Consider the following 23,747-nt stretch of genomic DNA (forward strand, 5'->3'; position numbering starts at 1 on the left):
GCGGTAATTTTTAAAAGACGGGGCAGAATTAAAATCTCCCCGTCTTTTGCTAACAGTTATTCATGCCGGGCTTATTTTTCCGGTATGACAGGATTTACATGATTTTCCGGCCCGGCCGTTGTTAGCGGCAGCAACGCTCACTAAAATGCCGGTAAACAACAAACCACCATTATACTTTGATGAAAAAATTCGGCGCCTTAAGCCTGCAGACCTTTTTATATCAAGCCCTGAGCATGGCACTGGGGCTGGCGTGCGGAGTGCTAGTGGCCCGGTACCTGGGCCCCACCGCCAAAGGAGCCATTGCCCTGTATGGCCTGATCGCCGGCTTTTTGGTGCTGGCTGGCAATCTGGGGCTGGGGCTGGCCAATGTTCATTTGGCCGGAAGCGGTCAGATAATGCCGGGCCGGGCTTGGGCCAATTCCCTTTACCTGGCGGTGCTGACCGGATCTCTTCTGGCCGTGCTGACGATATTCTTGTTCCCGGTCCTGGGGATTATCGTAAAAAGGCCGGTGGACATGGGCCTTTTGGGCATAGTTCTGTGCGGAGTGCCGTTGCTGCTGCTGCTGGATTATCAGATAAACCTGCTGCGGGGACTGGGCGATCTGGACGGTTTCAACCAGGCGGGTTTGATGCGCCAGGCCGGGCGGCTGGCGGCATTGGGCCTGCTGGTGGCGGCCCTGGGCGGTTTCGTAGCCGCAGCCCTGTGGGCGGCCAATATTTCAATCGCCGCTGCGGTGCTATGGAGCGGTTTTAGGCTTAAGAAAAAAACCGCCCTGTCGTTGGTACCGTCCTGGATCGGCCTGAAAAAATCATTGAGCTACGGACTGAAGGGCCAGCCCGGCCAGATAATCCAGTTCTTCAATTACCGTCTGGATCTGATCCTGCTGGCCTTGTTCTGGACCAACCGCGAAGTGGGCATCTATGCCACCGCGGTTTTTTTAGCCGAACTGATTTGGTACATTCCGGCGGCGGTCTCCACCGTGCTGCTGCCGGCGGTTTCCTCGGCAGATTCGGAGTCCCGGGCCAAAAGCATCAGCCTTAAGGCCATCCGGCATACGGTATTCCTGAGCCTGGCCGCAGCGGTCCTCCTAGCCGTTTCGGCCCAGTGGCTGATAACAGCGCTTTACGGACCGGAATTTGCGCCCGCCGTCCGGGCGCTGCAGATCCTGCTTTTCGGAGTGGTGATGCTTTCGCCGGCCAAGCTCATCGTCAGCCATCTGGCCGGCGTGGGAAAATCGCAATACGTCAGTTATCTGGCCTTAAGCGGACTGGGCCTGACCCTGCTGCTGGACCTCGTCCTGATCCCAAAATTCGGACTGAGGGGCGCGGCCTGGGCCTCGGCCGCCGCTTACAGCTGCTCCGGCCTGCTGTCGCTGTTCTGGCTCAAACGTCATCTGAATGTTGAGATCGTGCCCAACCTGATCCTGAACAAGGAGGACTGGCAGGAATACCGGGAGTTGATCAATCTATGAAAAAGGTATTGCTGCTGACATCAGTGGAAGTGCCTTTCCGCGGCAATCTGATAGAAGGGCAGTTCCTGGCTCCGATCCTGGGTGCCGGGGGAAATGACCCCGAACTAAAATTCCGTTACCTGTCGCTGGCCCCGGTACTGTTCTTTGCCGGGCGCCGCCGGCCCATTAAAACATATCTGGCTGGGCGGGCTAAACGGGCGGCCATAAAATCATTTACCTCAGGCCTGGGCTGCCGGACGGATATCTGGCCGATCTTATTCCCCTTCTTCCCCCGGGATTTCAACCTTACCAGGCTGAAATATTTTTTGTATCTGGCTTCGGCTCTGGCGCCGTTCTTCGCCTACCTGTTATTGTACCGCCCAGCTTTGGTGATCGCCCGCAGCTATCCGGCTGCCTCTCTGGCCCGGCTGGCCAAAAAACATTTCGGCATCCCATATGTTTTTGACCTGCGGGGGATGTACCCCGAGGAGGCGGTCAATGCCGGGGTATTTCCGGCTGACTCGCCGGATTATCGTTTCTGGAAAAAGCAGGAAAAAGCACTGGCCTCACAGGCATCCCTGAACATAGTGGTTTCGGAGCCGTTTGCCGAGCATCTGAAAAGCATTGATCCCAAAACTCGTTCATCCGTCATTCCCTGCTGCGTGAACCTGCAAAAAATAAAGTTTGAACCGGCCCGCCGGGAAACATTAAAAAACAAATATGGGTTAAAAGACAGGTTCGTGCTGCTGCACCTGGGGTCATTTGGGACTCCCGAAGACCGGGGCCTGGTGGCAGCCTACCTGCAGCGTTTTAAGAAGGCAAGGCAGGGTGCCTTTCTGGTAGTGGCTTCGGGCACGCCAGCCTTTTCACCCTCGATCCATCAGGCCTTAAGGACTGCCGGCCTCAAAGAGGGCGATTACCTGCTGGTCAATCCTTCTTCTCCGGAGCAGCTTTCCGAGATGCTGGCTCTGGGCGATGCCGGGCTGATCCTGGAACGCCGAAAGTCCAATACCAAGGTCTGTCTTTCGGTCAAGCTGGGGGAATATCTGGCTGCCGGCCTGCCGGTAATCTGCACGCCCTTCGTGGAGGGGGCGGCCCGGCTGGTCCGGCAGTACGATTGCGGCCTGCTGGTTGATCCCGAAGGCGATGAACCGCTGGACAAAGAAAAGAGGTTTTTGAAAGATTACCAAATGCTGCGGGACCATGGATTCAAATTGGCAGGGGAAGCGCTGTCTCTGGAGCATTGCCGCCGGCTGTGGTGGCAATCCTTGTCAGGAGTTATAAGAACATGAGGACGAAGTCCAAAATATTTTATTTTGTCTTTCTGCTGGGTCTGGCCTTGAGACTGTCCTTTGTATTTGCGGTCCCGCCCTTTGCCGGTCCGGACGAGCAGTGCCATTACGATTACGTCAAACATCTGGTCGAAAATAAAACCCTGCCGGCGGACATTTACCAGGATGCACATTACGAGTATTTTCAGGCGCCCCTGTATTATCTGACCCTAACGCCGCTCTATGCCCTGGCGGAAGGGCAGTCCCCGGCCTTCCGGCTTTACCTGCTGCGCCTGTTCAACTTTCTGCTGGCGGCGGCAATCCTCTGGCTGGCTTATCTGATCCTGGGAAGAACCTTTCCCGGAGCCGATTCCCTGATCGCCGGAGGGCTGGCCTTTGCAGCCTGGCACCCGGTCTATGCCCGGAATTCGGTCTGCATCAACAATGACAACCTGGCGGCATTGATCAGCGCGGTGCTGCTGTATTTTCTAACAAACAAAGACCTGATCCGGAAACAGTTCAATAAGTACGCTGCCATCGGTCTGCTTTGGGGCCTGGGGGTTCTGGCCAAAACATCGTTGCTGGCAGTCGCCCCGCTGATCTTCTACTCCGCCAATCAGGACGGAGGAACTGAACCTTTCAAAGTCAAAGGCCGGAAGGGCGCTGTCCTTTTCCTGCTGGCATCGGCAATAGCCGTTATGACCTGCGGTTTCTGGCTCATCCGCAACCAGGCGCTTTACGGCAACCTGATGGGGATGGGGCCTTACTGGCCCAGGCCCCAGGCCCCGTTCAGCCTGGCATTTCAGGCGGCCACGCTTAAACATAACTGGGTGAGTTTTTGGCGGTGCTTTAACGTGGCTGGGGAATCCGGGATATGGGAAATTTTCAAATATGGCTGGTTGTTGTTTACGGTCGGGGCTTGGATCGGATGGAGCAAACTGTTAGGCTCTAAAAGGAACCTTTTGTACGGTAACGTTGGCCTTTGCCTTAGTGCTGTCTTGTTCCTTGCTTTTTATGTTGCCGGCTGGCTGTACGGAACAATCTACGGCAAGGGATTTCACGGGTTCTTCGAAGGAAGGTTTTTGTTTGCAGTGATGATCCCGGCCGGGGCTTTATTTGCTTATGGCATGGAGTCCATCGTTCCCGATGTCCTGAAAAAATATATCTGGGCAGCCTGGTCGCTTTTGTTGGCATTGAACGCTGGTTTGCTGTTGCTGGCGATGCTGAAAGTAATCCGATAAATAAAAAGAGGAAAAACCATGTTCAAAAAAGTACTGGTGCTGGCGCCCCACACCGATGACGGCGAGTTCGGATGCGGGGGATTCATAGCTAAACTGCTGAAGCAAAAAGCGCAGGTTCATTATGCCGCATTTTCCTCGGCCGAAAAATCGCTGCCTAAAGGGGCCAACCCCGATACTCTCAAAAAAGAGCTTCAGGCGGCCCTGGACAGTCTGGGGATCAAAAAACAACACCGCATCATCTATAATTATCCGGTGCGCGATTTTCCCCAGCACCGTCAGGCGATATTGGACGACATGATTAGGCTGAAAAGAAAAATAAATCCCGACCTGGTGCTGATCCCCTGCTTCAACGATACCCATCAGGACCATCTGACCATCGCCCAGGAGGGTTTTAGGGCCTTCAAGGACCGCACTATTCTGGGTTACGAGATCCCCTGGAACAATAAGACCTTTGAGACCCAGTCTTTCGTGCTGCTGGAGCCGCGGCATATCGAGGCCAAGATCAAAGCCCTGAAGCGCTATAAGTCCCAGCTGGGGAGGTTTTACGCCAATCCGGAATTCATCAAGGCTCTGGCCAAGACCCGGGGGACGCAGATCGGGGCCCGGTACGCCGAGGCCTTTGAGGTCATCCGCTGGGTTATACATTAATTGCAAATTCCAAATTACTAATTGAAAATATGGAAAAGAAAGATATTTGCGAAAGAACTTTTAACTATGCGGTTGCAATTGTTAAATTTTGCCGGGCAATTGATAATGGGAGAAATGTTGAACGACTTCTATCGCGGCAGCTGTTCCGTTCGGGAACATCTATAGGGGCAAATGTTGAAGAAGCCCAGGCTGGACAAAGCAAGGCGGATTTCATATCCAAAATGTCAATAGCTCGAAAAGAGGCCAGGGAAACAAGATATTGGCTCTCCCTCTGTAATAGCTTAAACATAGGCATCCCTCGTGATGTTGATGTTTTACTCAAAGAAATCAACGAATTAATTGCAATATTAACGACGATAATTAAAAAGACAAAGGGTAATTAAGGAAACAAAATGTCATTATTAATTTGGAATTTAGTAATTCAAAGATGATCATCGCCGCGCATCAACCAAACTACCTGCCCTGGGCGGGCTATTTTTATAAAATGGTCCGCTGCGATGTGTTTGTCTTTATGGACAGCGTTCAGTATTCCCGCACCTCGTACACCGCCCGGTGCTCCATCAAACAAAACGATGGCAACGCCAGCTGGCTCTCGGTGCCGGTTCTAAAAAAGGGCCGCTACTTCCAAAACGTCAGCGAAGTAATCATTGACAACCAAAGGCCCTGGCAGGCCGAGCATCTGAAGACCTTGGAATCGTGCTATTCCCGGACGCCGCATTTCAAAGAATATTCCTGGCTGCTGGATCTGGCTTACGGACAAAAATGGGAAAACCTGTCGCAGTTGAACCGGACGGTAATAATGAGACTGGCTGAGCATCTGGGAATAAAAACGAAGTTCGTAGACCTTTCAACACTTGATGTCAAAGGCAGCTCTACGGAAATGCTGGTGTCACTATGCCGGAGCCTTAATGCGGACGAGTATCTCTCCGGCACAGGGGGACAGAAGTATCTGGACCAGGAACAGTTTCGGCAGGCCGGGATAAGCCTCAAGTATACAAAATACCAGCCCCAACCCTATCCTCAGCCCTGGGGAGAATTCGCGCCCGGGCTTTCGATGATAGATATGCTTTTCAACTGCGGGCCGGAAGAAACCCAAAAAATAATCATCCATTGAACCTGGCATGAAGATCATTTTGGCCGGAGTGTTCAACGTTCCCTGGTCCACCAACCAGTTCATGAAAAAACACCTGGAGCGGCTGGGGCACCAGGTATTGCCGTTTGAGATCGACTGGTCCCATCCCCGTCCGTTGAACTTAGCGGAAAGAATCAAGTTCAAGTTTTCTACCACAGCCAAGGGCCGGCAGGCCGGGACAAAACTGCTACAGATGGCCCAAGCCCAAAATCCCGATGCCGTGATCATCGTCAAGGGAAAACGATTGAATCCCGGCATCACAAAACAATTGGCCGCTCAGGCTTTGGTGGCCTACCGTTACATGGATGCCCCGCTTCTGCCTTACGTGGCGGCCCACGCCTCGGCCAGCCATTTGACCCTGGTGACCGGAGGACATCTTGTTGATCCCTTGGCCAAGATCACCGGAAACAACAATGTCTACAAGCTTCTTGAGGGATGCGATCCCGAAGCACACAAACCAGTGTCCTTTGACCAGGAGTACTCATGCGATGTGGCTTTCGTAGGCGCTCCGGCCCGGGACCGGATTTCTCTCCTGCGGGCCAGCAAAAAAGCCGGGTATAAGATAATGATCTGGGGTTCACCGGGCTGGCCCAAAGATCTGGGCTACTGTCAAAAATTCGCTTACGGCCAGGATTTTGCCAAGGTCTGCGCCTCGGCCAGGATCGTTCTGGGCATTAACAGCCGAAACGACTGCCCCGGCTATTTCTCCGACCGGGCCTTTCTGGTCTTGGCCTGCCGGGGATTTTTTCTGACCCATTATGTTCCGGGGCTGGAAAAATATTTTGATAATCACAAGCAGCTGGTATGGTTTAAAGACCGGACCGAGTTGCTGGGAATGACAGATAAATATATTCGCGGCGATGCTGCCCGTTCCGATATTGCCGGGGCGGGACAGAAACTGGTATATCAAAAATATACCTGGGAGAAATCCATGCGGGTTCTGATGGAAATCCTGAAACAACAAAAGCGCTGATGCGCCCGGAACTGTTGGAAATACTGCAATGTCCCGGCTGCCGGCAAAGCAACTGGCGGCTTAAGTCACTGAAGGAAGACAACCGGGAGATCCGCCGGGGGGCTTTGACCTGCGCGGGCTGTCAAAGTATTTATTCCATAAACAACGGGATACTTGACTGCCTGGTTGGCGGACACCCCTGGATAGAGAGCGCCCAAAGAAGCTATCGCCGCTCAAAAACAACCACCGCTCAAAAATGGAGCCCGGAACAACTGGCCCGGCGGAAACACCTGGAAAACACTTATACCAGCGACAGCCGGGCCAACTTTGCCCAGCTGATAAAAAGACTGCCGGCGGGAGAGGGTTGGGCTTTGGACATGGGAGCCGGAACGGGGTGGACCACTGCGCAAATCGCGGCCCTGGGCTACCGGAGCATTGCCCTGGACATCAGCGCCGACAATAAGTTGGAGCTGGGAGAATGTTTTTTTGACCGCAACATTTACTTTGACCGGATACTGGCCGATATGAACCGGCTGCCATTTAAGGCCGGCTCGCTGTCTTTAGCGGCCGCCTCGGCCGTCCTGCATCACAGTTATGATCTGAGCGGAGCGGTCCGGGAAATAAGTCGGACGCTGGTCCCTAACGGCCGGCTGGAACTGGCCAATGAGCCGGTGAAGGGTTTGGCCGAAGCTTTTTTATCCCGGCCCGGTAATATTGACGAAGATGTCAAAGAGGCCAGCTATTCGCTGTCAACCTGGCGGGCCCTGTTACTTCGTTACGGACTTGAAAACAGGATATATTTTCCCCAAAGCATTCAACTAAGGCTGGCAAAAAATAATTTCAACCCCCGGCATAAATTTTTCATTGCCGCCCGGGCGGTCTCCGGTCTGGCCAGATCGGCGCCGGGACTGTTGTTCGGCGGCTTCAGCTTAAAGTTGGGCCACGCACTGTTCGGCCTGCCCCTGTCGCTTTCGGCCAGAAAGATGAAATGAAGCAGGGCTTTTCCATAATCATCCCCACTTGCAACACCCTTCCTTATCTAAAACTTTGCTTGAAAAGTTTTAAGGACCACTCGGCTTATTCCCATCAGATAATAGTCTGCGCCGACGGCTGCCGCGACGGCACCAACGAATTCCTGAGAACTTATCCCGGGATAGATGCCGTAATCCTGGACAAGAACCAGGGAATCTGCAGCGCTACCAACCAGGCCGCCCGTTTGGCCAACCGGGAATATCTGTTTCTGGCCAACGATGATTTAGTCGCCGCACCCGGCTGGGATCAGGCCCTGATGTCTCTGGCAACATCCGACCGGATATTAAGCGGAGTCCAGATAGAGCCGGAATGGGTGCCGGTGGCGCCCTGCCACCTCAAGCAGGATTTCGGCCGGGTATTTGACGAATTTCGGGAACCGGAATTCCTAAAATACGCTGCGGAGGAGAGCCGGCAGAAACAGGGGGTTGCAGAGGCAGGAGTAAATTATCCCTTTTTGGTCCACCGGGAATTATGGAACCGGCTGGAGGGTTTGGATGAGCGGTTCAATCCCGGGCCGGGATCTGACCCCGACCTTTTCTACCGGCTGGCCCTGGGAGGGGCGGAATTCCTGCGGATCCGTTCCTGTTTGTTCTACCATTTCGGAGGCCGGGCCTCGCGCTTTGCCGGCGAGTCGGGCCGCCAGTCAAATTCCTGGAAACAGGCCGCCGCCCGCAGCCGGGATGTTTTTTCTCAAAAATGGGGAAGGCCCTGGGATTTTGGTTTTGGGCAGGCGCCAAAAATAAAAAGGCCGGAATCCCTGGCCTTTTTCGTCTGGGGCGGCATCGGCAACATGATCATGGCCTTGCCGGCCATCGATGCCGCCAGAAAAGACCTACCGGAGGCCAAGATCACAGTGATTGCCCAAAAGCAGATCATGCTGCAGTTGGTTCCGCCTGAAATTCAAAGTACAGTGGCGCTTAATGATCCGAGCTACCGGGGCGCAACGGGATTATTGAAATTAATCAAAGACTTAAGAAAGATCAAACCCCGGATAACCTTAACCAGCCTGCCTTTCCCCCCAATTAGATATGGCCTTCTGGCCCTGATCTCTGGCGCCCGGGACCGGGTATGTCCAAAAGCAAATAAAATTCCGGGCTGCAACCTGAAAATACAAACCGGGGGGAAACATTATCTGGAGCGCAATCTGGAACTGCTGCGGCCGGCGGGCATCGACCGGAAATTCCGAGGCTACAATTTAGCGCTGGTCCAGGATGAAATAAAACAGGCAGATGAATTCTTACGGCGGCAGAAAATAGACAGTTCAAAACGGGTCGGTCTGCATCCCGGAGCGGGGCATCCCCGGAAACGATGGGCCAAAGAGAGTTTTGTTGCCTTGGGAAAAATCTTAACAGGGCGGGGATTTTACCTGCTGGTCTTCGGCGGCCCGGAGGAAAAGCAGTTGGCGGATTATCTGGCTTCAAGCATCGGATCCAGCGCTTATTCCTGGGTTGGAAATCATGAGTTCAGGGCCACGCTGGCATTAATCAGAAGCTGCCGGGCCTTTATTTCCAACGACAGCGGCCTGGCCCATTGCGCTGCAGCATTGGCGGTTCCCACCCTTACCATTTTCGGCCCTACCGATCCGGCCTTAAGCCGGCCTTACGGCCAGATGGCCAGGGTGGTTCAAAGTCCGGTAAAATGCGGCCCCTGCTATCGTCCGGCCAATAGATACGGTTGCCGGCAATGTGATCCGCGGTGTCTTTCACAAATCTTTCCGGAACAAGTTTTAAAGGAATTTGAAACTTTGTGGCGGCAGTCAAAACCCAAGGAAAAAACAATTTGACCAAGACCTAATTGACCAAGGTATAAAATTATTGACTTTTAACATATCTTGTGTTATCATAATCTGTTATAAATCAAGGTTATAGTGAAGGTATTATTTTTTGATCATTCACCGGTTTACGGCGGGGCCGAGCAAAGCCTGCTTTCAATTTTACCGGCCTTAAAACCGCCAATAGCGCCGGTTTTGCTGGTTTTACCCGACAGCATTCTGGTTAAAAAAGCCCGGGAACTGAAAATAAGATTCCGGACGATAAACTTAAGCCCCAGGCTTGCCTCTTTGCCCCAGGCCCGGCTGGCAAAAAATATTTTTAATCCGCTTTTATGGAGGGATATCTCCCGGACCAAAAGGGCTTTGGCAGATGCGGTTCAAAAAGAAAAAGCCGACTTGGTTTATGCCAATACCCTGAAATCCGTCATCCTGCTGGGTCTCTGCAGCAAAAAGATCCCCCAGCCGCAGGTGTGGCATATCCGAGATATCGTCTCCGGCCTGCCGGCGGTTTTGCTGTGGCGGGTTGGCCGGATCAGCAGTCCCAAAGTCATAGCTGTTTCCCGGGTTGCCGCCGGCCAGCCGGCTTTGAAGTTCAGCGCCACTGCTCCGACAGTGATCCACAATGGAATAGATCAGGAAAAATGGATATTTGACAGCCGACAGCAAAAGCCTGACGAGGTCAAAGCCCGGTTGGGAATTAAGCCGGGAGAATCTTTGATTGGCGTTTTTGGCCAGCTTTCGGCCTGGAAGGGGCAGGAACACGCCATCCAGGCCTTGGCCCACCTTAAGCGGCGGGGATTTTTGTGCAAACTGCTTTTGGCCGGTGACGCCATTTTTGCCGGGCAGGGATATCCTGAAAAACTGAAGAGTTTAGCCGGATCCTTGAATATCTCCGAAGATGTGATATTTTCCGGCTGGTTAGAAAACGCCGCTCCCTATATGATGGCGGCCGATATCATTGTTCACACTCCGGTAAAGCCGGAGCCTTTCGGCCGGGTGCTGATCGAGGCCATGGCTTTGGGCAAGCCGGTGGTGGCCATTAAAAACGGAGGGATTCCCGAGATCATCGACCACGGGCGGAGCGGATTGCTGCTGGAAAGCCACCAGGAACTGCCTTTTGTGCTGGAACGGCTTTTATGCCAGCCGGCCCAGGCCAAGGCTTTGGGTGATGAAGCCCGGCGCCAGGTTGAATTGAGGTTCAAGCTGTCGGATACGGTTTCAAGAGTCTCGGATTTCTTAACGGGGGCGTTCTCAAATATTTCCAGAACAAGTTTAAAGGGTTTTGAAATTTTGTAGCGGCAGCCAAATCTACAATAATAAACAGACTGAATGAGACTTAGTTTTATTGACTTTTACTGATGGGAGCGGATACCCTTCACCGGACTAAATATCGGTCATATTCAGGGCAAGCTCTGTGGTGAGCGACTTGTACTGAGCTTGCCGAAGTAAGCCGAACCAATAGTGGACCTGGTTTGACAAGCCTTGGCGGAGTTTGACAGCAATTTAGATCCAGCCCTATTAACCAATTGGGGTTGTTCGGAAAATAACCGGTCAGTACTGCACCCAGTTAAATTAAAATCTGTTATTTCAAAGGATATGATAATATGAAAGAAACATTGAAGAATCTATTTTTTATAGCTGCGCTGCTGTTCTTCCAAAGCGCCCTGGCTCAGGATGCGGCCAAGGCAATCACTGAGGCCGGCCTGACGGTTCCTGACGCGGTTGATAAGGCCAAAGAGGTTGGTTATTCCGACCAGGAAATCCTCAAAGCCATTGAACAGGCCAAAAATGAGGGAAAGGTTCCGGTGGAGCAGCCATCTGTTCCGGATGAAAAGAGAATCAAAGAAACTCTTGGCCTAAGCCGGACTTTTCAAGAAATACAAAATGCCGTCTTCGAAAGCTACAATATCATAACGACCCCCAAATACAGGCTGTTTGCCCTGCCGCCGTTTGGCTACGAGATATTCAACAATCCCCCTGCCAGCTTTGAGCCGCTGGACTACGGTCCGGCCGATCCCAACTACCAGATCGGCCCGGGCGATGAATTGGCCGTAAGCCTTTACGGAGACGTCCAGTATTCCAACACTTTTAAGGTTGACCGCGAAGGAAAGATCACCATACCCGAGGCGGGTATTATTATCGTTAACGGAGAGACTTTGGCCGCGGCAAGCAAAAAGATCGTCGAACGGCTGTCATTGGTCTATTCAGGCATAAGATCCAGGTCAATATCGGCAGACATAACGCTGGGAAAACTAAAACGGATCAAGATATTCGTCATGGGCGAGGTTCGGCAGCCCGGTGGCTTTACCATCTCCAGCACCAACACCGCTTTTACCGCCCTTTATTATGCCGCCGGTCCGACCAATCAGGGATCCCTGCGGAGGGTGCAGGTCCTGCGGAACAATAAAACCATTGCCACTATTGACCTGTACGATCTGATCCTCAAAGGTAAAAAGGACAGCGATATCCGGCTGCAGAATGGGGATGTGGTCTACGTGCCCCTGGCCCCCAAAAAGGTTGCCATTCCCAGAGGGGTTTACCGTCCGGGCATCTACGAGCCTTTGCCCGGGGAAGGTTTAAAGGCGGTCCTGGCGTTGGCCGGAGGCTTGCGCCCCGATGCCTACACCGATATCATCCAGATCAACCGCACCGGCAAGGACGGACTTGTCAAACTGATAGACCTGCCCTCTAAGGAAATTGCCGGATCCGCCGCCGAATATGACCTGGAGAGCGAGGACGTGATAGGCATTTACAAGGTGCCGGAAGGGGTGGACAATATCGTCCAGATCAACGGATTGGTGCTGATACCGGGGACCTATCAGATAACCGACAGCACTACCCTGGGGGATCTGATAACCAAGGCCGGCGGCCTGCTGAAGATTGCCTATCAACCGCGGGCCGAAGTATCGCGGATACTGTTTTATGCCCGGCCCGAGTCGACGGTTACCTTCATCCTTAACCTAGACAGCGAGGCCGACCTGTCCTTTCCCCTGAAATTCCGGGACAAGGTGATCGTAAGACAGGATCCCGATTACCACTTACAGAAGGGGGTCACCATCGACGGGATGGTCCATTTCCCGGGATATTATTCGCTGACCGCCGAGGGCGAGAGGCTCTCCAGCGTCATCAAGCGGGCCGGGGGACTGAAGCCGCTGGCTTACCCCGAGGGAAGCATTTTTAGCCGGGCCGGGGCGGGGCAGATAGACGTCAACCTGGCTAAGGCCCTGAGCAATAATGGCAGCCTGCATGATGTGGTAATGCGAGACGGCGATGCGCTGTCGGTCCCGGAGATGCCATCCACGGTGAATGTCATTGGCGCGGTGCGGTTTCCGGTCAATACTCTCTACGAACGGGGGCAGGGGTATAAGTACTACCTGGAAAAGGTGGGCGGCGCCACCGAAGAGGCCGACCGTAAAAGGATAACCGTCAGGCTGCCCAACGGGCGCAATATGAAGCCAAAAACTTTCTTTGGGCTGGTTCAAAGGGATATTCCTCCCGGCGCCTCGATCATCGTGCCCCGGAAAAAGGAAAGCACAGACATCAACTGGGGCGATGTCCTCCAAAATACAGCGGCAATTATATCGACTGCCGTAATGACCATAGCGGTAATCCGACAATATAAATAAGACAGTCTCCTAACAGGGAATCCGGGTGGGCATCTTCCAACAGCAGGCCATGGAAGATCAAAGATTGACATAAAATTAACCCAAGGAGTTTGATAACTTATGGACAACATTCAACTGACCAAAGGTCCGGATTTTGATATTGATGCGCTTTTGAAGCATCTGGGCATTTTTTTTGATGCCCTGGAAAAAAACAGCAATATTCTGCATTGCCATTACGGCAATAACAGCAGTGGTCCTGTTTATTATGCCAAATCACTATACTGCGCAGGCCACCATCTTTGCCATCAAGCAAATCAAGCAATAATAGGTTTCCGGCCGGCCCCTGAAACATGCCCCAAGAGGATCAAAACGATGAAAAGGAGAATCCATTGATGGATAATGAAACCCGTAAAAACATCATTAATCAAGAAGCCGTTTATCATTATCTCAACATCATTCTGGCCAACTGGAGAAGGATGGCGATGTTCATGGGGGCGGCGCTGTTAATTTCGGCCGCAGTATTGCTAATAACTCCCAATTACTACGTTTCACAAGTCACCATTCTGCCCGCCGGCAAAAGCTCCTTTTCGGGGCTGATGAACCTGGCTTCGGAGCTGGGTTATTCATCATCGGGCGAGGTCATTATCAATTCTCCTCAGGTCATTTTCCGGATAGTGCGCAGCCGCATACTGTCCGAGATGCTCGGCAAGCGGGTCTATTTTCACAGCGGCAAAAACCGCGCCCTAATGCTCCATGAGGTTTTTAAGATAAAGGAAAAGGATCCGGCGCGGAGAGAATACTTTACTCATCTGGCTTTAAACCGGGCCATGACCACCAGCATAGATGCCCGGATCAAGAGCCTGGATATTTCTTTAAAAGTAGATGACCCGCAGATAGCCGCGGAACTAATGAATGCCATAGTCGAGGAGCTTGATAATTACAATATCTTGTACCGGAACAATAAAGCCAAAATGAACCGGGAATTCGTTGAGAAAAGGCTGAAAGACACAGGCGATTCGCTGGCAAAATACGAAGAGGCGCTGAGGCTGTTCAGGGAAGAGAACCGCAACGTAGCTCAATCACCCATGCTCATGCTAAGGCAGCAGAGGCTGGTCAGAAGAGTAAATGTCAGCTATGAGCTATACCTGCTATTAACCAAAGAATACGAAACCGCCAAGCTTCAGGAGGTCAGGGACACCCCGGTGCTGGATATCATTGAAAGGGCCAGGCCGCTGCCGGTAAAGAGCGGCCCGGTAAGGAGAAAAGCCCTGATGACGGTGTTTCTTCTGGCCCTAGTCTCGGGTTTGTTTTTTCTGCTGGCCGGCGAGCATCTTAAAAAATCCGGGATCATCGTTCGGCTTCGCCAGCTGGAAGGATATCGGGCAATATCCCGGGACCTGTCCGCTGTTTTCAAAAGGCTCCGGGGATGAACTTCAGGTACCGGCCGGCCGGATTCCATAATCAGATAATGAGGCCTGTTTAGAATGTGCGGCATCTGCGGGATAGTGTCTCTCGGCCGGGAAGGACCGCCGGTGGATTCGAAAGAACTGCTGAGGATACGCGACAGGATGGCCGTCCGGGGGCCGGACGAAGCGGGGTTGTGGACTTCGCCTGACCGCAAAGCGGCCTTGGGCCACCGCCGACTTTCCATCATAGACCTGAGCCGGCAGGCGTCCCAGCCCATGACCGACGACAGCGGGCGATACGCCATAGTCTTTAACGGCGAGATATACAACTACCGGGACCTGCAAAGGCAGCTGTCCGGGTCGGGCCATAAATTCAGGAGCAACAGCGACACCGAGGTTTTGCTGGCCCTGTATGCCCAGATGGGCGCCGGCATGCTGGATTCTTTGCGGGGAATGTTCGCCCTGGCCATCTGGGATGACAGTGATAAGCGCCTTTTCCTGGCCCGGGATCATTTCGGCATAAAACCGCTGTATTACTCAAGGGACGGCAGATATTTCCGTTTTGCCTCCCAAGTCAAGGCCCTGCTGGCCGGAGGCAAGATCTCAAGCCGGGCAGACCAGGCTGGGCAGGCCGGTTTTCTGACCCTGGGGTATGTGCCGGAGCCCCACACTACATTTGAAAGCATCCAGGCTTTGCCGGCCGGGACTGCCAAAATGATCGGCCGATCGGGCCGGGAACGGGACATAAAGTATTTCGAGCTGACTAATGAATTAACCGGAGCCGAAGTATCTTTTAAGGAATCCTTTCAACCGGCTCTCCCCGTGGAAGAATTACAGTCAGCCTTCAGGGATTCCGTAAATTATCACTTGGTTTCGGACGTGCCGGTGGGGGTGTTTCTTTCATCCGGAGTAGATTCCACCACAATCGCTGCTTTGGCCTCCGAGCATAAAGCCGATATCAAAACAGTGACCCTGGGCTTTGCCGAATTTAAGGGAAAAGAAAACGACGAAGTCCCTCTGGCCGAAAAGACGGCCGCTTTGTTAGAGACCGATCATACTTCAAGTTGGATATCCCGGAGCGATTTTACCGGGCAACTGGAAAAACTGCTGGAAGCCATGGATCAACCCTCTATCGACGGAGTCAACACTTACTTTGTCAGCCGGGCGGCCTCTCAGATAGGACTAAAAGTTGCATTGTCTGGGCTAGGCGGAGATGAACTGTGCGGCAGCTATTCCAGCTTCAGGCATATTCCCCAAATGACCGCTTGGTTCAAAGGCTGGAAGGATCATCGCAAATTGGCTGGAAATATCCGCCGGCTGGCTAGTCCGATGTTAAAATCTTTTATCTCTCCCAAATATGCCGGGCTTTTTGAATACGGGGGGTCTTATGGCGGGGCATATCTCTTAAGAAGGGGGCTTTTTATGCCCTGGGAATTGCCGGGACTAATGGGAAAAGATGAGGCCGAAAGGGGCTGGGCCGATTTGAACTTATTAAACCGCCTGGAGAACGCAGTGGAGCCGATAAAGGCTCCCCGCCTGAAAGTTGCCGCGCTGGAGCTCTCCTGGTATATGAAAAACCAGCTTTTGAAGGATTCGGACTGGGCCGGCATGGCCCATTCCCTGGAGATTAGGGCGCCCTGGGTGGATGTAAAACTTTTCCGGGCCCTGTTGCCGTTCATGGCAAGGGGGAAAGTGGATAAAACCTCATTGCTTTCCAGCGTCATCAACACATTGCCGCCTGAAATAAGAAGCAGAAAAAGAACCGGTTTCTCGGTTCCGGTCAGAAACTGGCTGATGGAAGAAATCCCGGCCCGCCGCAAGGCGTGGGGATTGAGAGATTGGGCCAGACTTTTACACAATAAATGGGTTAATATATGAAATTGGTCCGAGTCTGCGATCATACATTCATCTGCGATTGGCTGAATGATAATTCCGTATTATTGGATTGCGGGGTGAATCATGGCGATTTCTCCAAGTGGATAGAAATGAACATTGGGTGTTCTATCTATGGTTTTGAGCCTGACCCGGGGTTGTTTATACATCTTCCGCAAATAGCCAAGGCTCAGTTTTTCCCCGTTGCCATTTTAGATAAGATAGGCGAGATGCCCTTGAATTTAGGCACAAATATTTGCAGCAGCTTAATATTCAAAGAAACTCCGAAGCAGGATGTTCGGCGGGTAAAAACAACAACCTTGGAAAGCTTTTGTCAGCAACGTAATATTCAACAGATAGACTTTTTGAAATTGGATATTGAAAGAGCTGAAATCGGAGTGCTTGAAAATGTGAAACCCGATATGTTGCGACAGATTGTTCAAATAACGGTGGAATTCCATGACCATCTTGACATAAGGGAAAGACCGAAAATAAAAAGGGTGATTAAGAGGCTGAACAGGTTGGGCTTTTATTGTATTCGTTTCTCCTTTTTTAAATATACGGACACTCTTTTCATCAATAGTTATTTAGCTCCCTTATCACCAATTGATCTGTTATGGCTTAATGTAAAAAGCTTTTCCCTGGGTCTAAAAAGATATATGTATAGAATGTTTATGCGAAAATAAATGAGAGCGCTGTTTTTTACTACCGAGGCATTTGGCGGGCATGGCACATTCCTTGGAGATAAGGGTGCCCTGGGTTGATGTCAAGCTTTTTCGGACATTGTTGCCGTCAATAGCAAAAGGTGAATTGGGTAAAGGATCGTTGCTTTCCACCGTTGCCGATATGCTGCCGCCGGATATTGGAAGCAGGAAGAAAACCGGGTTTTCGGTCCCGGTAAGGGAGTGGTTGATGAAGGGAAACCAAAATTCCATGACGAGGGGATTAAGAAAATGGGCGAAAATAATAAAGGACAATTATTAAGGTAGTATGAATAAATGTAAGTTTTGTGACAATAACTTATCAATATTTTCCGAATCATATTTGCAATGCACGCATTGCGATATTCTTATTAGCAGTCTTCCGGAAGGCTCTTATGACGCAAAATATTATTATGTTGAAAATTATCGATCTAAGGAGACCCAATTTAGATCAAAACAATTATTTAAATATTTCAAGCAATATATAGGAGAAAAAAAATGCCTTGATTTCGGTTGTAATGACGGTTCGTATGTGCTGTATTCAAGAGCAAAGGGGATTGATTGTATCGGGATAGATATAAACAAATATGTTATGGCGAAGAATAAATCTCATTCACCCGATATATTTTTTCATCCCGATGAAATCAGGTCGAAATTTTCTTGCGTTACGGCTTTTGATGTTATTGAGCATTTTGATGATATAAATGTTTTTTTTCATGAGATTGAACGCTTTGTGGATAGCACCGGCATGCTGATTTTTACAACGCCGAATGTACACAGTAAGTGGATTAAAATATATAAGAAGGGTTGGCACGGATACGGCATTCCGAAGTATCATAGGTATATTTTTTCGGTAGGTTTTTTAAAAAATATTCTAATGGCAAAAGGATTTAATGTTGATGCCGTTTTTACAGTAGCGCCAATTGATAAAAATGGATTTAGTTTATTGGTGCGTTCTGGCTATAGATTAAAAAAGAAAAAAATCGAAAAATTATTATTGCTGCCGGTCGCAATTATAAAATATTTATTGGGTAATTTCAAAAATGGACAAGAGGATACGATTTGCATCGTTGCTCGGAAAAAATAAGAACTTACTGGGTGCACGTAAAGTATTAATTTATAGATTAGGTAGCCTTGGCGATACAGTTATTGCCTTGCCGCTTTTTCATCTCATTCAGCGTGTTTTTCCAAGCGCTGGAATTGCAGTTTTATCAGCCAATGTTACTGATAGCAAAGCTATTTCAGTAAAATCATTGCTTGATGGATCAGGCTTGGTTCATCAGTACATTAATTATCAAGTAAGACTTAGGAACTTGAAGGATATATATGGTTTAAGACAAAGAATAAGGGATTATAATCCTGATGTACTTATATATTTAACCGAGCCCCGAGGCCGGTTCTCAATTTACCGTGACACAGCTTTCTTTTACTTCTGCGGCATAAAATGCATTATCGGCGCTCCATTGTCTGCGGACAAATTAAATAACAGTTTTGATGAAGCAAATGGTTTGTATGAAAATGAAACGGAAAGATTGGCACGGTGTTTGTCCGTGTTGGGTGATGCGCATTTGGAGTTGATGGAGAATTGGAGTTTACGTCTTTCAAAGGAGGAAGAGCATAAGGCGGATAATTTATTAAAACAAAATAGAGCGGTCTCAAAATTTATTGTTTTTGGATTGGGCACTAAGATAAAATCGAAGGATTGGGGGCAATCAAACTGGCAAAATTTGATTGCCAAATTATCCGAGAAATTCTATGACTATGCCGTAGTATTTATTGGCGCAAAGGATGAATATGATTATTGTGATAGTGTTGGCAGGTTTTGGAAGAATGATAAAATAAATTTATGCGGTCTTACCAAACCCAGAGAAGCTGCCGCAATTATAAAAAAAGCGGCAGTGTACATCGGACATGATTCCGGGTCAATGCATTTAGCCGCAGCACAGGGGATTCCGATTGTAGCGATATTTAGTTCTCGAGCAAAACCGGGCATTTGGTTTCCTTATTGGAGCAGACAAAATATTCTTTTTAATAGTATTAAATGCCAGGGGTGTTTATTGGATAATTGCCCAAAAGACAACAAATGTATAAAAATGACAACGGTAGATAAAGTATATTTAAAAATTGAAAAGGTTCTAAAATCAACCAGTTCTTAAAATACTTTATGGACCACTGTCTAATGAATTTACTGAACTTTGGCAAATTTACCAGGTCTACGTCATTTTGAGAATTACTCCTTGCTTTGCCATTGAAAAATCAATATATTTTGTCAGATTCCCTTCATAAGCCATGCATGGCACTCATTTCAGGGCGGCGCTTCGATTGTAAGGCTTGATGTTGCGCTCAGAATGACTCGATTAGTTTTTTTTCCAAAGTTGAGAAATTTATTCTTCCTTCGGAATACTATGTCCGTTAGGGCGTAGATGAAGTGAATCCTGCAAAGCAGGACCGACGAAGTCTGAGATCAAGACTAAGATGCTATGGCCGTAAGGCCATAGTCATTCACTAACCATTGAAAAAGCGATAGGTGTTAAAATGAGAAAATTGTTTTTTCTATTGGGCTGGTTTTCTTTTGTTACCGCCGCCTGGGGAAGTCAAATCCCCGAAGCGGCCAATTTGGAAAACAAGCCTGCCAATCCGTGGACAGCATACCTGAACAATTCCGTTGACAGTGTAAAACAGATCTTTTTTGCCAACCAGGATACTGATAAACTATTGCTGCAATCGCCGTCAAATGACGGCTATGTCAACTTTAACTTGGCCCAGGGGCTACACCAAAACCCGGCAGGAGCCAGGTATAACCCGACGGCATATCTGGGCTGGAATGTAATGAACGGCGGGGCACGAGAAATAGCCGGGGAAGCTCAGGTTTTCGACAGTTGGGAACACCGCTTTGTTCCCCAAGTAGGCAAAACGTTGTTGGAGCGGCATTGGATCTTCGGTGGCGAGACAGGCAATAGTTATAGGCCAATATCTTCATCAATGCAGGTTGAGAACGAGTTGGTGGATCTATCTTTTTGTGCCGACGAAATAAATTTTTTTGATAAAACATCTACCTTCCAATATTTTATTTTGCGGGCCATCGGCAGCATAATCATTAATAATAAAAGCATTGAACATACTATGAATGATGACCGTGCCTACTATATAAACCAAACCCTGCCTGCCACGAAAGATATTCAGGTTATATATGCTATGGGCGGCGCTAATATATGGAGCCAAAGAATAATGGCTGGAAGCTATGATTATTCCATATATAACATAACCCGAGGGCATGATTTATATATCAGAAATGCAGATGGTTTTGTTGGTATCGGGACGACAACCCCCTTGGCAAGATTGGATGTAAACGGGGGAGTAAGGGCTAAAACTCTGCAGATAGGAGACAGTACTGTATATATAACCAAACAAAAATTCATACGCAGAGACACATTATTTGAGGTGGTTAATTCGGATACCTTCTACATGCTTAAAAAAGGCGCAGTATCTGCAGTATCTGAAGATACTGTGCTGCCGGACAAAGAAAGTTACAATGCGCTGATGCAAAATTATCCAAACCCAGTATCAAATATTGCAAGGATAGAATATCGGTTAGCTAAAAATGGGCACGTAAAATTGGATATATATAACACGTTGGGGCAAAAGGTCAGAACATTGATTGATCGGAACATGCCTCCAGGCGCCCATGTGTCGGTATGGGACGGCAAGGATGATGAAGACAGAAAGGTCTCGGCCGGGATATATATATATAAATTGGAGGCGGATGATTTTAATGCCGTGCAAAAAATGATATTGATCAGGTAGGCGCTCCCTAAAAAATCTGCCGGGGAGCTGTTTATGCCGCTACGTTTTAGCATTTTGTTTTAGACCGGCCTACCACTTTTAGAAGTAACCTGACGAATATAAAAGTACGTCACCCGGAGATGACCGTTGAAAATCAAAGATAAAAAACGTTTGGCATTCCTGGCTACCCATCCCATACAATATCAAGCTCCTTTGTTGCGAAGAATCGCTAAGGAGGAGGATATAGATTTAACGGTGTATTTTTGCAGCGATCTATCAGTAAGAGGCTATAAGGATCCGGGGTTTGGTAAAAAAATTGCCTGGGATACTGATCTACTTAGCGGATATTCCTATGAATTCCTGCCCATCGTAGACGGTAATAACAGCGTGACGACGTTGAGACCCTTCAACTATGGTTTACTGAAACGTTTAAAGAAAAAGAACATTGATGCTATTTTTATCAATGGCTATGCCCGCTGGTATAACCTTTGGGTCATCATCCAATCAAAGTCCGCAGGGATAAAGGTATTGATAAGGGACGAAGCTACGCCCATCAGCGCCAGAAGAAATGCGATTAAAAAAATGCTGAAGCGCATTTTTTTTCAACTGCTGAACAAGCTATGCGATGGGTTTATGGCCATAGGCACGCTAAATCGGCAGTACTACCTTCAAAATGGCATACCTGCCGAGAAAATATTTATGATGCCCTACGCAGTGGACAACGATTACTTCCGGCATTTGTCCGAAGAAGCCAAGGCGAAACGGCAGGAGTTTGCCCGTGAGTTGGGCGTCGATTCCCGGAGACCGGTGATACTTTATGCCAGCAAATTGACTCAACGAAAGAGGGCCCAGGATTTGCTGGACGCCTATATCCTGCTTTCGCCCGATGGCCAGGCCGAGCCGGATCCATATCTTCTGGTTATTGGCGAGGGAGAGGCCAGGGCCTTTGTCGAGGAGAAGGCCCGGGCTAGGGGGTGGAATTCCATAAAGTTCTTGGGCTTTAAGAATCAGAGCGAACTTCCGGCCTATTTTGAGCTATGCGATGTGTTTGTGCTGCCATCGGTTTATGAACCCTGGGGACTGGTGGTCAATGAGGCCATGAGCGCCGGCAGGGCGGTCATCGTATCGGACCAGGCGGGGTGCGGCCCGGACCTGGTGCAGGACGGCCGGAACGGATTTATTTTTAAGGCAGGCGATATATGGCAATTATCCGAGGCTTTAAAAAAAATTACGGGGGATAGGGAGCTTGCCCGTTCTCTGGGCATGAAAAGCCGTGAAATAATAGGATCTTGGGGTATTGAACAGGACATTGTCGGGCTACGTAAGGCCATGGGATTAAAGCCGGGCGTTCCCGGGTAATTTATGACCAGCGGCATTTTGGGCAGAATAACCAAGACAGCAGCGGCCCTGGCGGCGAATCAGTTTTTACAGCTGCTGATGCAACTGTTGCTGCCGCCGCTTTTTCTGGCAAGCTATGGCGTGAAAGGCTATAGCGAATGGCTGGTGCTATCGGCTGCCATCGGTTTTTTCAGCGTGCTGGACCTGGGCCTGCAGACCTATGTGGCCAACAAGCTGACAGTATTTTACCACAACAACGATCTTGACAATTTCCACCGCTTTCAGACTACCGGACTGTTAATATCCCTGATAGCGATATCATCTGCGGCGGCCTTGGCCCTGGCAGTCTTTCTGCTTCCGGTCGGCCGGTGGCTGTCCCTTTCCGTGCCGTCGGCCAGGGTTACGGCAATAATATACCTTTTGGCGCTTCAGATCCTGGTTCTGATTTTATGGGGTCAATTAGCATCGCCCTATCGCGCCATCGGGCGGGCCTACCGGGGCGTGATGTGGCTCAATCTGCAGAAGCTGGCAATGCTGGCGGTTACGGTTGCAGCAGTTGCTTTAAAGCAATCTTTTATGATATTGGCTTTATTGCAGCTTGGGGTGGCATTGCTAAGCCTGGCGTCTGTTTGGCTGGACCTGAAATTGAAATTTAATGATGTTTCGGTAAAGCCGATACGCATGGAATGGTCATTAGCCAAGGAGATCATAAGGCCTAGCCTCTATTTTTCCTTGTTCGTCTTCAACAACTTTTTAATATACCAGCTTCCGGTCTTAATACTGAACCGTTTTGAAACGCCGCTGGCGATCATCGTGTTTTCGGTAGGCCGCACCCTTTTCTCCTTTGTCAGGCAGGGCCTTTCGGTGATCCAGGCATCGATTGGCCCTGAAATAACCCGCTTGGAAGGAATAAAAGACTGGGCAAATCTAAAAAGGCTGTATCAAAGCGCCGAATCGCTGACCATCTCGGCCGCGGTCGTTGTTAACACAGTCATATTTACGGCCAGCCCGGTGTTGTTGCAGGTATGGATGAAGCGAACGGATATTTTCGTTTTTAAGCCAATGTTATTTTTAATGCTCATAGCGGCCGTCATATGCCTGAAGGATTTTAAATTTTATTATCAAAGCATGACCAATCGACATGAAAAGATGGCCATAATAATGTTTGTTACGTACATTGCAATGACGGTATTGTCGTTTTGGTCAATAAAATATAAAGGCTTGAACGGTTTTCTTATGACATGGTTGGCGGTTGAAACAATTCAATTGTTGGTTATTAATAAATATAATAATGATTTGTTTATAGACTTTTTTAAAATGTCATTGAAGCCAATTGTATCTACGTTGTCAACATTGTTTGCCTTGACAGTAATATTTGTATTGTTTAAAGACCGATTAACCAACCAGACCCCGTATATGATAATTGCGCAATCATTAATTATCGGCGCCGTTATTTTTATAGCGGCCTACCGATATATTGGTTTGCGAGAGTGTTTTAAATTATTGTACAAGCAATTGAAGCATAGTTAGGCCTTTCAATGCGA

At 49.5% G+C, this 23,747-nt stretch carries 20 protein-coding genes; all 20 read left to right on the plus strand.

The window, feature by feature from the left end:
• The first annotated feature begins 179 nt into the window (after positions 1 to 179).
• A complete protein-coding gene (locus HY768_03110; GenBank protein MBI4726207.1) occupies positions 180 to 1,472 on the plus strand; it encodes an oligosaccharide flippase family protein in 1,293 nt (430 codons plus the stop codon).
• Positions 1,469 to 2,743, plus strand: coding sequence for a glycosyltransferase (locus HY768_03115; protein MBI4726208.1), 1,275 nt, complete (start codon positions 1,469 to 1,471; stop codon positions 2,741 to 2,743). Before HY768_03110 ends, HY768_03115 begins: the two co-directional genes overlap by 4 nt.
• Positions 2,740 to 3,963, plus strand: a complete 1,224-nt coding sequence (locus HY768_03120; protein MBI4726209.1) for a hypothetical protein — start codon at positions 2,740 to 2,742, stop codon at positions 3,961 to 3,963. The genes HY768_03115 and HY768_03120 overlap by 4 nt, the downstream gene beginning before the upstream one ends.
• Positions 3,964 to 3,981: 18 nt before the next feature.
• Positions 3,982 to 4,611 carry a PIG-L family deacetylase gene (locus HY768_03125; protein MBI4726210.1) on the plus strand — a complete coding sequence of 210 codons (630 nt, stop codon included), beginning with the start codon at positions 3,982 to 3,984 and terminating at the stop codon, positions 4,609 to 4,611.
• Positions 4,612 to 4,640: 29 nt separating this feature from the next.
• On the plus strand, positions 4,641 to 4,994 hold the full coding sequence (locus HY768_03130) for a four helix bundle protein (protein ID MBI4726211.1): 354 nt from the start codon (positions 4,641 to 4,643) through the stop codon (positions 4,992 to 4,994).
• 44 nt (positions 4,995 to 5,038) lie between these two features.
• Positions 5,039 to 5,725 (plus strand): WbqC family protein, encoded by a 687-nt coding sequence (locus tag HY768_03135; GenBank protein MBI4726212.1) that lies wholly within the window; start codon positions 5,039 to 5,041, stop codon positions 5,723 to 5,725.
• Between the two features lie 7 nt (positions 5,726 to 5,732).
• Entirely contained in the window at positions 5,733 to 6,716 is a 984-nt protein-coding gene (locus tag HY768_03140; GenBank protein MBI4726213.1) for a glycosyltransferase, read from the plus strand.
• Positions 6,716 to 7,687 carry a methyltransferase domain-containing protein gene (locus HY768_03145; GenBank protein MBI4726214.1) on the plus strand — a complete coding sequence of 324 codons (972 nt, stop codon included), beginning with the start codon at positions 6,716 to 6,718 and terminating at the stop codon, positions 7,685 to 7,687. The genes HY768_03140 and HY768_03145 overlap by 1 nt, the downstream gene beginning before the upstream one ends.
• Entirely contained in the window at positions 7,684 to 9,510 is a 1,827-nt protein-coding gene (locus HY768_03150) for a glycosyltransferase (protein MBI4726215.1), read from the plus strand. Before HY768_03145 ends, HY768_03150 begins: the two co-directional genes overlap by 4 nt.
• Positions 9,511 to 9,594: 84 nt before the next feature.
• Positions 9,595 to 10,794: a glycosyltransferase family 4 protein gene (locus tag HY768_03155; protein MBI4726216.1), complete on the plus strand. Its 1,200-nt coding sequence runs from the start codon at positions 9,595 to 9,597 to the stop codon at positions 10,792 to 10,794.
• 308 nt (positions 10,795 to 11,102) lie between these two features.
• Positions 11,103 to 13,124 (plus strand): SLBB domain-containing protein, encoded by a 2,022-nt coding sequence (locus tag HY768_03160; protein MBI4726217.1) that lies wholly within the window; start codon positions 11,103 to 11,105, stop codon positions 13,122 to 13,124.
• 371 nt (positions 13,125 to 13,495) lie between these two features.
• Entirely contained in the window at positions 13,496 to 14,533 is a 1,038-nt protein-coding gene (locus HY768_03165) for a hypothetical protein (GenBank protein ID MBI4726218.1), read from the plus strand.
• Between the two features lie 54 nt (positions 14,534 to 14,587).
• Positions 14,588 to 16,387: an asparagine synthase (glutamine-hydrolyzing) gene (gene asnB / locus HY768_03170; protein MBI4726219.1), complete on the plus strand. Its 1,800-nt coding sequence runs from the start codon at positions 14,588 to 14,590 to the stop codon at positions 16,385 to 16,387.
• A complete protein-coding gene (locus tag HY768_03175) occupies positions 16,384 to 17,067 on the plus strand; it encodes an FkbM family methyltransferase (GenBank protein MBI4726220.1) in 684 nt (227 codons plus the stop codon). Before asnB ends, HY768_03175 begins: the two co-directional genes overlap by 4 nt.
• A gap of 52 nt (positions 17,068 to 17,119) precedes the next feature.
• Positions 17,120 to 17,365, plus strand: coding sequence for a hypothetical protein (locus HY768_03180; protein ID MBI4726221.1), 246 nt, complete (start codon positions 17,120 to 17,122; stop codon positions 17,363 to 17,365).
• 6 nt (positions 17,366 to 17,371) lie between these two features.
• Positions 17,372 to 18,169, plus strand: a complete 798-nt coding sequence (locus tag HY768_03185; protein ID MBI4726222.1) for a class I SAM-dependent methyltransferase — start codon at positions 17,372 to 17,374, stop codon at positions 18,167 to 18,169.
• Positions 18,126 to 19,238, plus strand: coding sequence for a glycosyltransferase family 9 protein (locus HY768_03190; protein ID MBI4726223.1), 1,113 nt, complete (start codon positions 18,126 to 18,128; stop codon positions 19,236 to 19,238). The genes HY768_03185 and HY768_03190 overlap by 44 nt, the downstream gene beginning before the upstream one ends.
• Before the next feature lie 379 nt (positions 19,239 to 19,617).
• Complete coding sequence (locus HY768_03195) at positions 19,618 to 20,886, plus strand: T9SS type A sorting domain-containing protein (GenBank protein MBI4726224.1); 1,269 nt, start codon at positions 19,618 to 19,620, stop codon at positions 20,884 to 20,886.
• Positions 20,887 to 21,012: 126 nt separating this feature from the next.
• Positions 21,013 to 22,224: a glycosyltransferase family 4 protein gene (locus tag HY768_03200; GenBank protein MBI4726225.1), complete on the plus strand. Its 1,212-nt coding sequence runs from the start codon at positions 21,013 to 21,015 to the stop codon at positions 22,222 to 22,224.
• Positions 22,225 to 22,536: 312 nt separating this feature from the next.
• Positions 22,537 to 23,733: a hypothetical protein gene (locus HY768_03205; protein MBI4726226.1), complete on the plus strand. Its 1,197-nt coding sequence runs from the start codon at positions 22,537 to 22,539 to the stop codon at positions 23,731 to 23,733.
• The last annotated feature ends 14 nt before the right edge of the window (positions 23,734 to 23,747 follow it).

It is taken from the genome of candidate division TA06 bacterium, from assembly GCA_016208585.1.
In the GTDB taxonomy this organism is placed as follows: domain Bacteria; phylum Edwardsbacteria; class AC1; order AC1; family EtOH8; genus UBA5202.

What these genes read in the sequence shown, in the direction of transcription:
- HY768_03125 (MBI4726210.1), top strand. Translation starts at nt 3,982, where the DNA reads ATGTTCAAAAAAGTACTGGTGCTGGCGCCCCACACCGATGACGGCGAG.
- HY768_03130 (MBI4726211.1), top strand. Translation starts at nt 4,641, where the DNA reads ATGGAAAAGAAAGATATTTGCGAAAGAACTTTTAACTATGCGGTTGCA.
- HY768_03110 (MBI4726207.1), top strand. Translation starts at nt 180, where the DNA reads ATGAAAAAATTCGGCGCCTTAAGCCTGCAGACCTTTTTATATCAAGCC.
- HY768_03115 (MBI4726208.1), top strand. Translation starts at nt 1,469, where the DNA reads ATGAAAAAGGTATTGCTGCTGACATCAGTGGAAGTGCCTTTCCGCGGC.
- asnB (MBI4726219.1), top strand. Translation starts at nt 14,588, where the DNA reads ATGTGCGGCATCTGCGGGATAGTGTCTCTCGGCCGGGAAGGACCGCCG.
- HY768_03120 (MBI4726209.1), top strand. Translation starts at nt 2,740, where the DNA reads ATGAGGACGAAGTCCAAAATATTTTATTTTGTCTTTCTGCTGGGTCTG.
- HY768_03145 (MBI4726214.1), top strand. Translation starts at nt 6,716, where the DNA reads ATGCGCCCGGAACTGTTGGAAATACTGCAATGTCCCGGCTGCCGGCAA.
- HY768_03185 (MBI4726222.1), top strand. Translation starts at nt 17,372, where the DNA reads ATGAATAAATGTAAGTTTTGTGACAATAACTTATCAATATTTTCCGAA.
- HY768_03160 (MBI4726217.1), top strand. Translation starts at nt 11,103, where the DNA reads ATGAAAGAAACATTGAAGAATCTATTTTTTATAGCTGCGCTGCTGTTC.
- HY768_03135 (MBI4726212.1), top strand. Translation starts at nt 5,039, where the DNA reads ATGATCATCGCCGCGCATCAACCAAACTACCTGCCCTGGGCGGGCTAT.
- HY768_03195 (MBI4726224.1), top strand. Translation starts at nt 19,618, where the DNA reads ATGAGAAAATTGTTTTTTCTATTGGGCTGGTTTTCTTTTGTTACCGCC.
- HY768_03165 (MBI4726218.1), top strand. Translation starts at nt 13,496, where the DNA reads ATGGATAATGAAACCCGTAAAAACATCATTAATCAAGAAGCCGTTTAT.
- HY768_03175 (MBI4726220.1), top strand. Translation starts at nt 16,384, where the DNA reads ATGAAATTGGTCCGAGTCTGCGATCATACATTCATCTGCGATTGGCTG.
- HY768_03150 (MBI4726215.1), top strand. Translation starts at nt 7,684, where the DNA reads ATGAAGCAGGGCTTTTCCATAATCATCCCCACTTGCAACACCCTTCCT.
- HY768_03140 (MBI4726213.1), top strand. Translation starts at nt 5,733, where the DNA reads ATGAAGATCATTTTGGCCGGAGTGTTCAACGTTCCCTGGTCCACCAAC.
- HY768_03190 (MBI4726223.1), top strand. Translation starts at nt 18,126, where the DNA reads ATGGACAAGAGGATACGATTTGCATCGTTGCTCGGAAAAAATAAGAAC.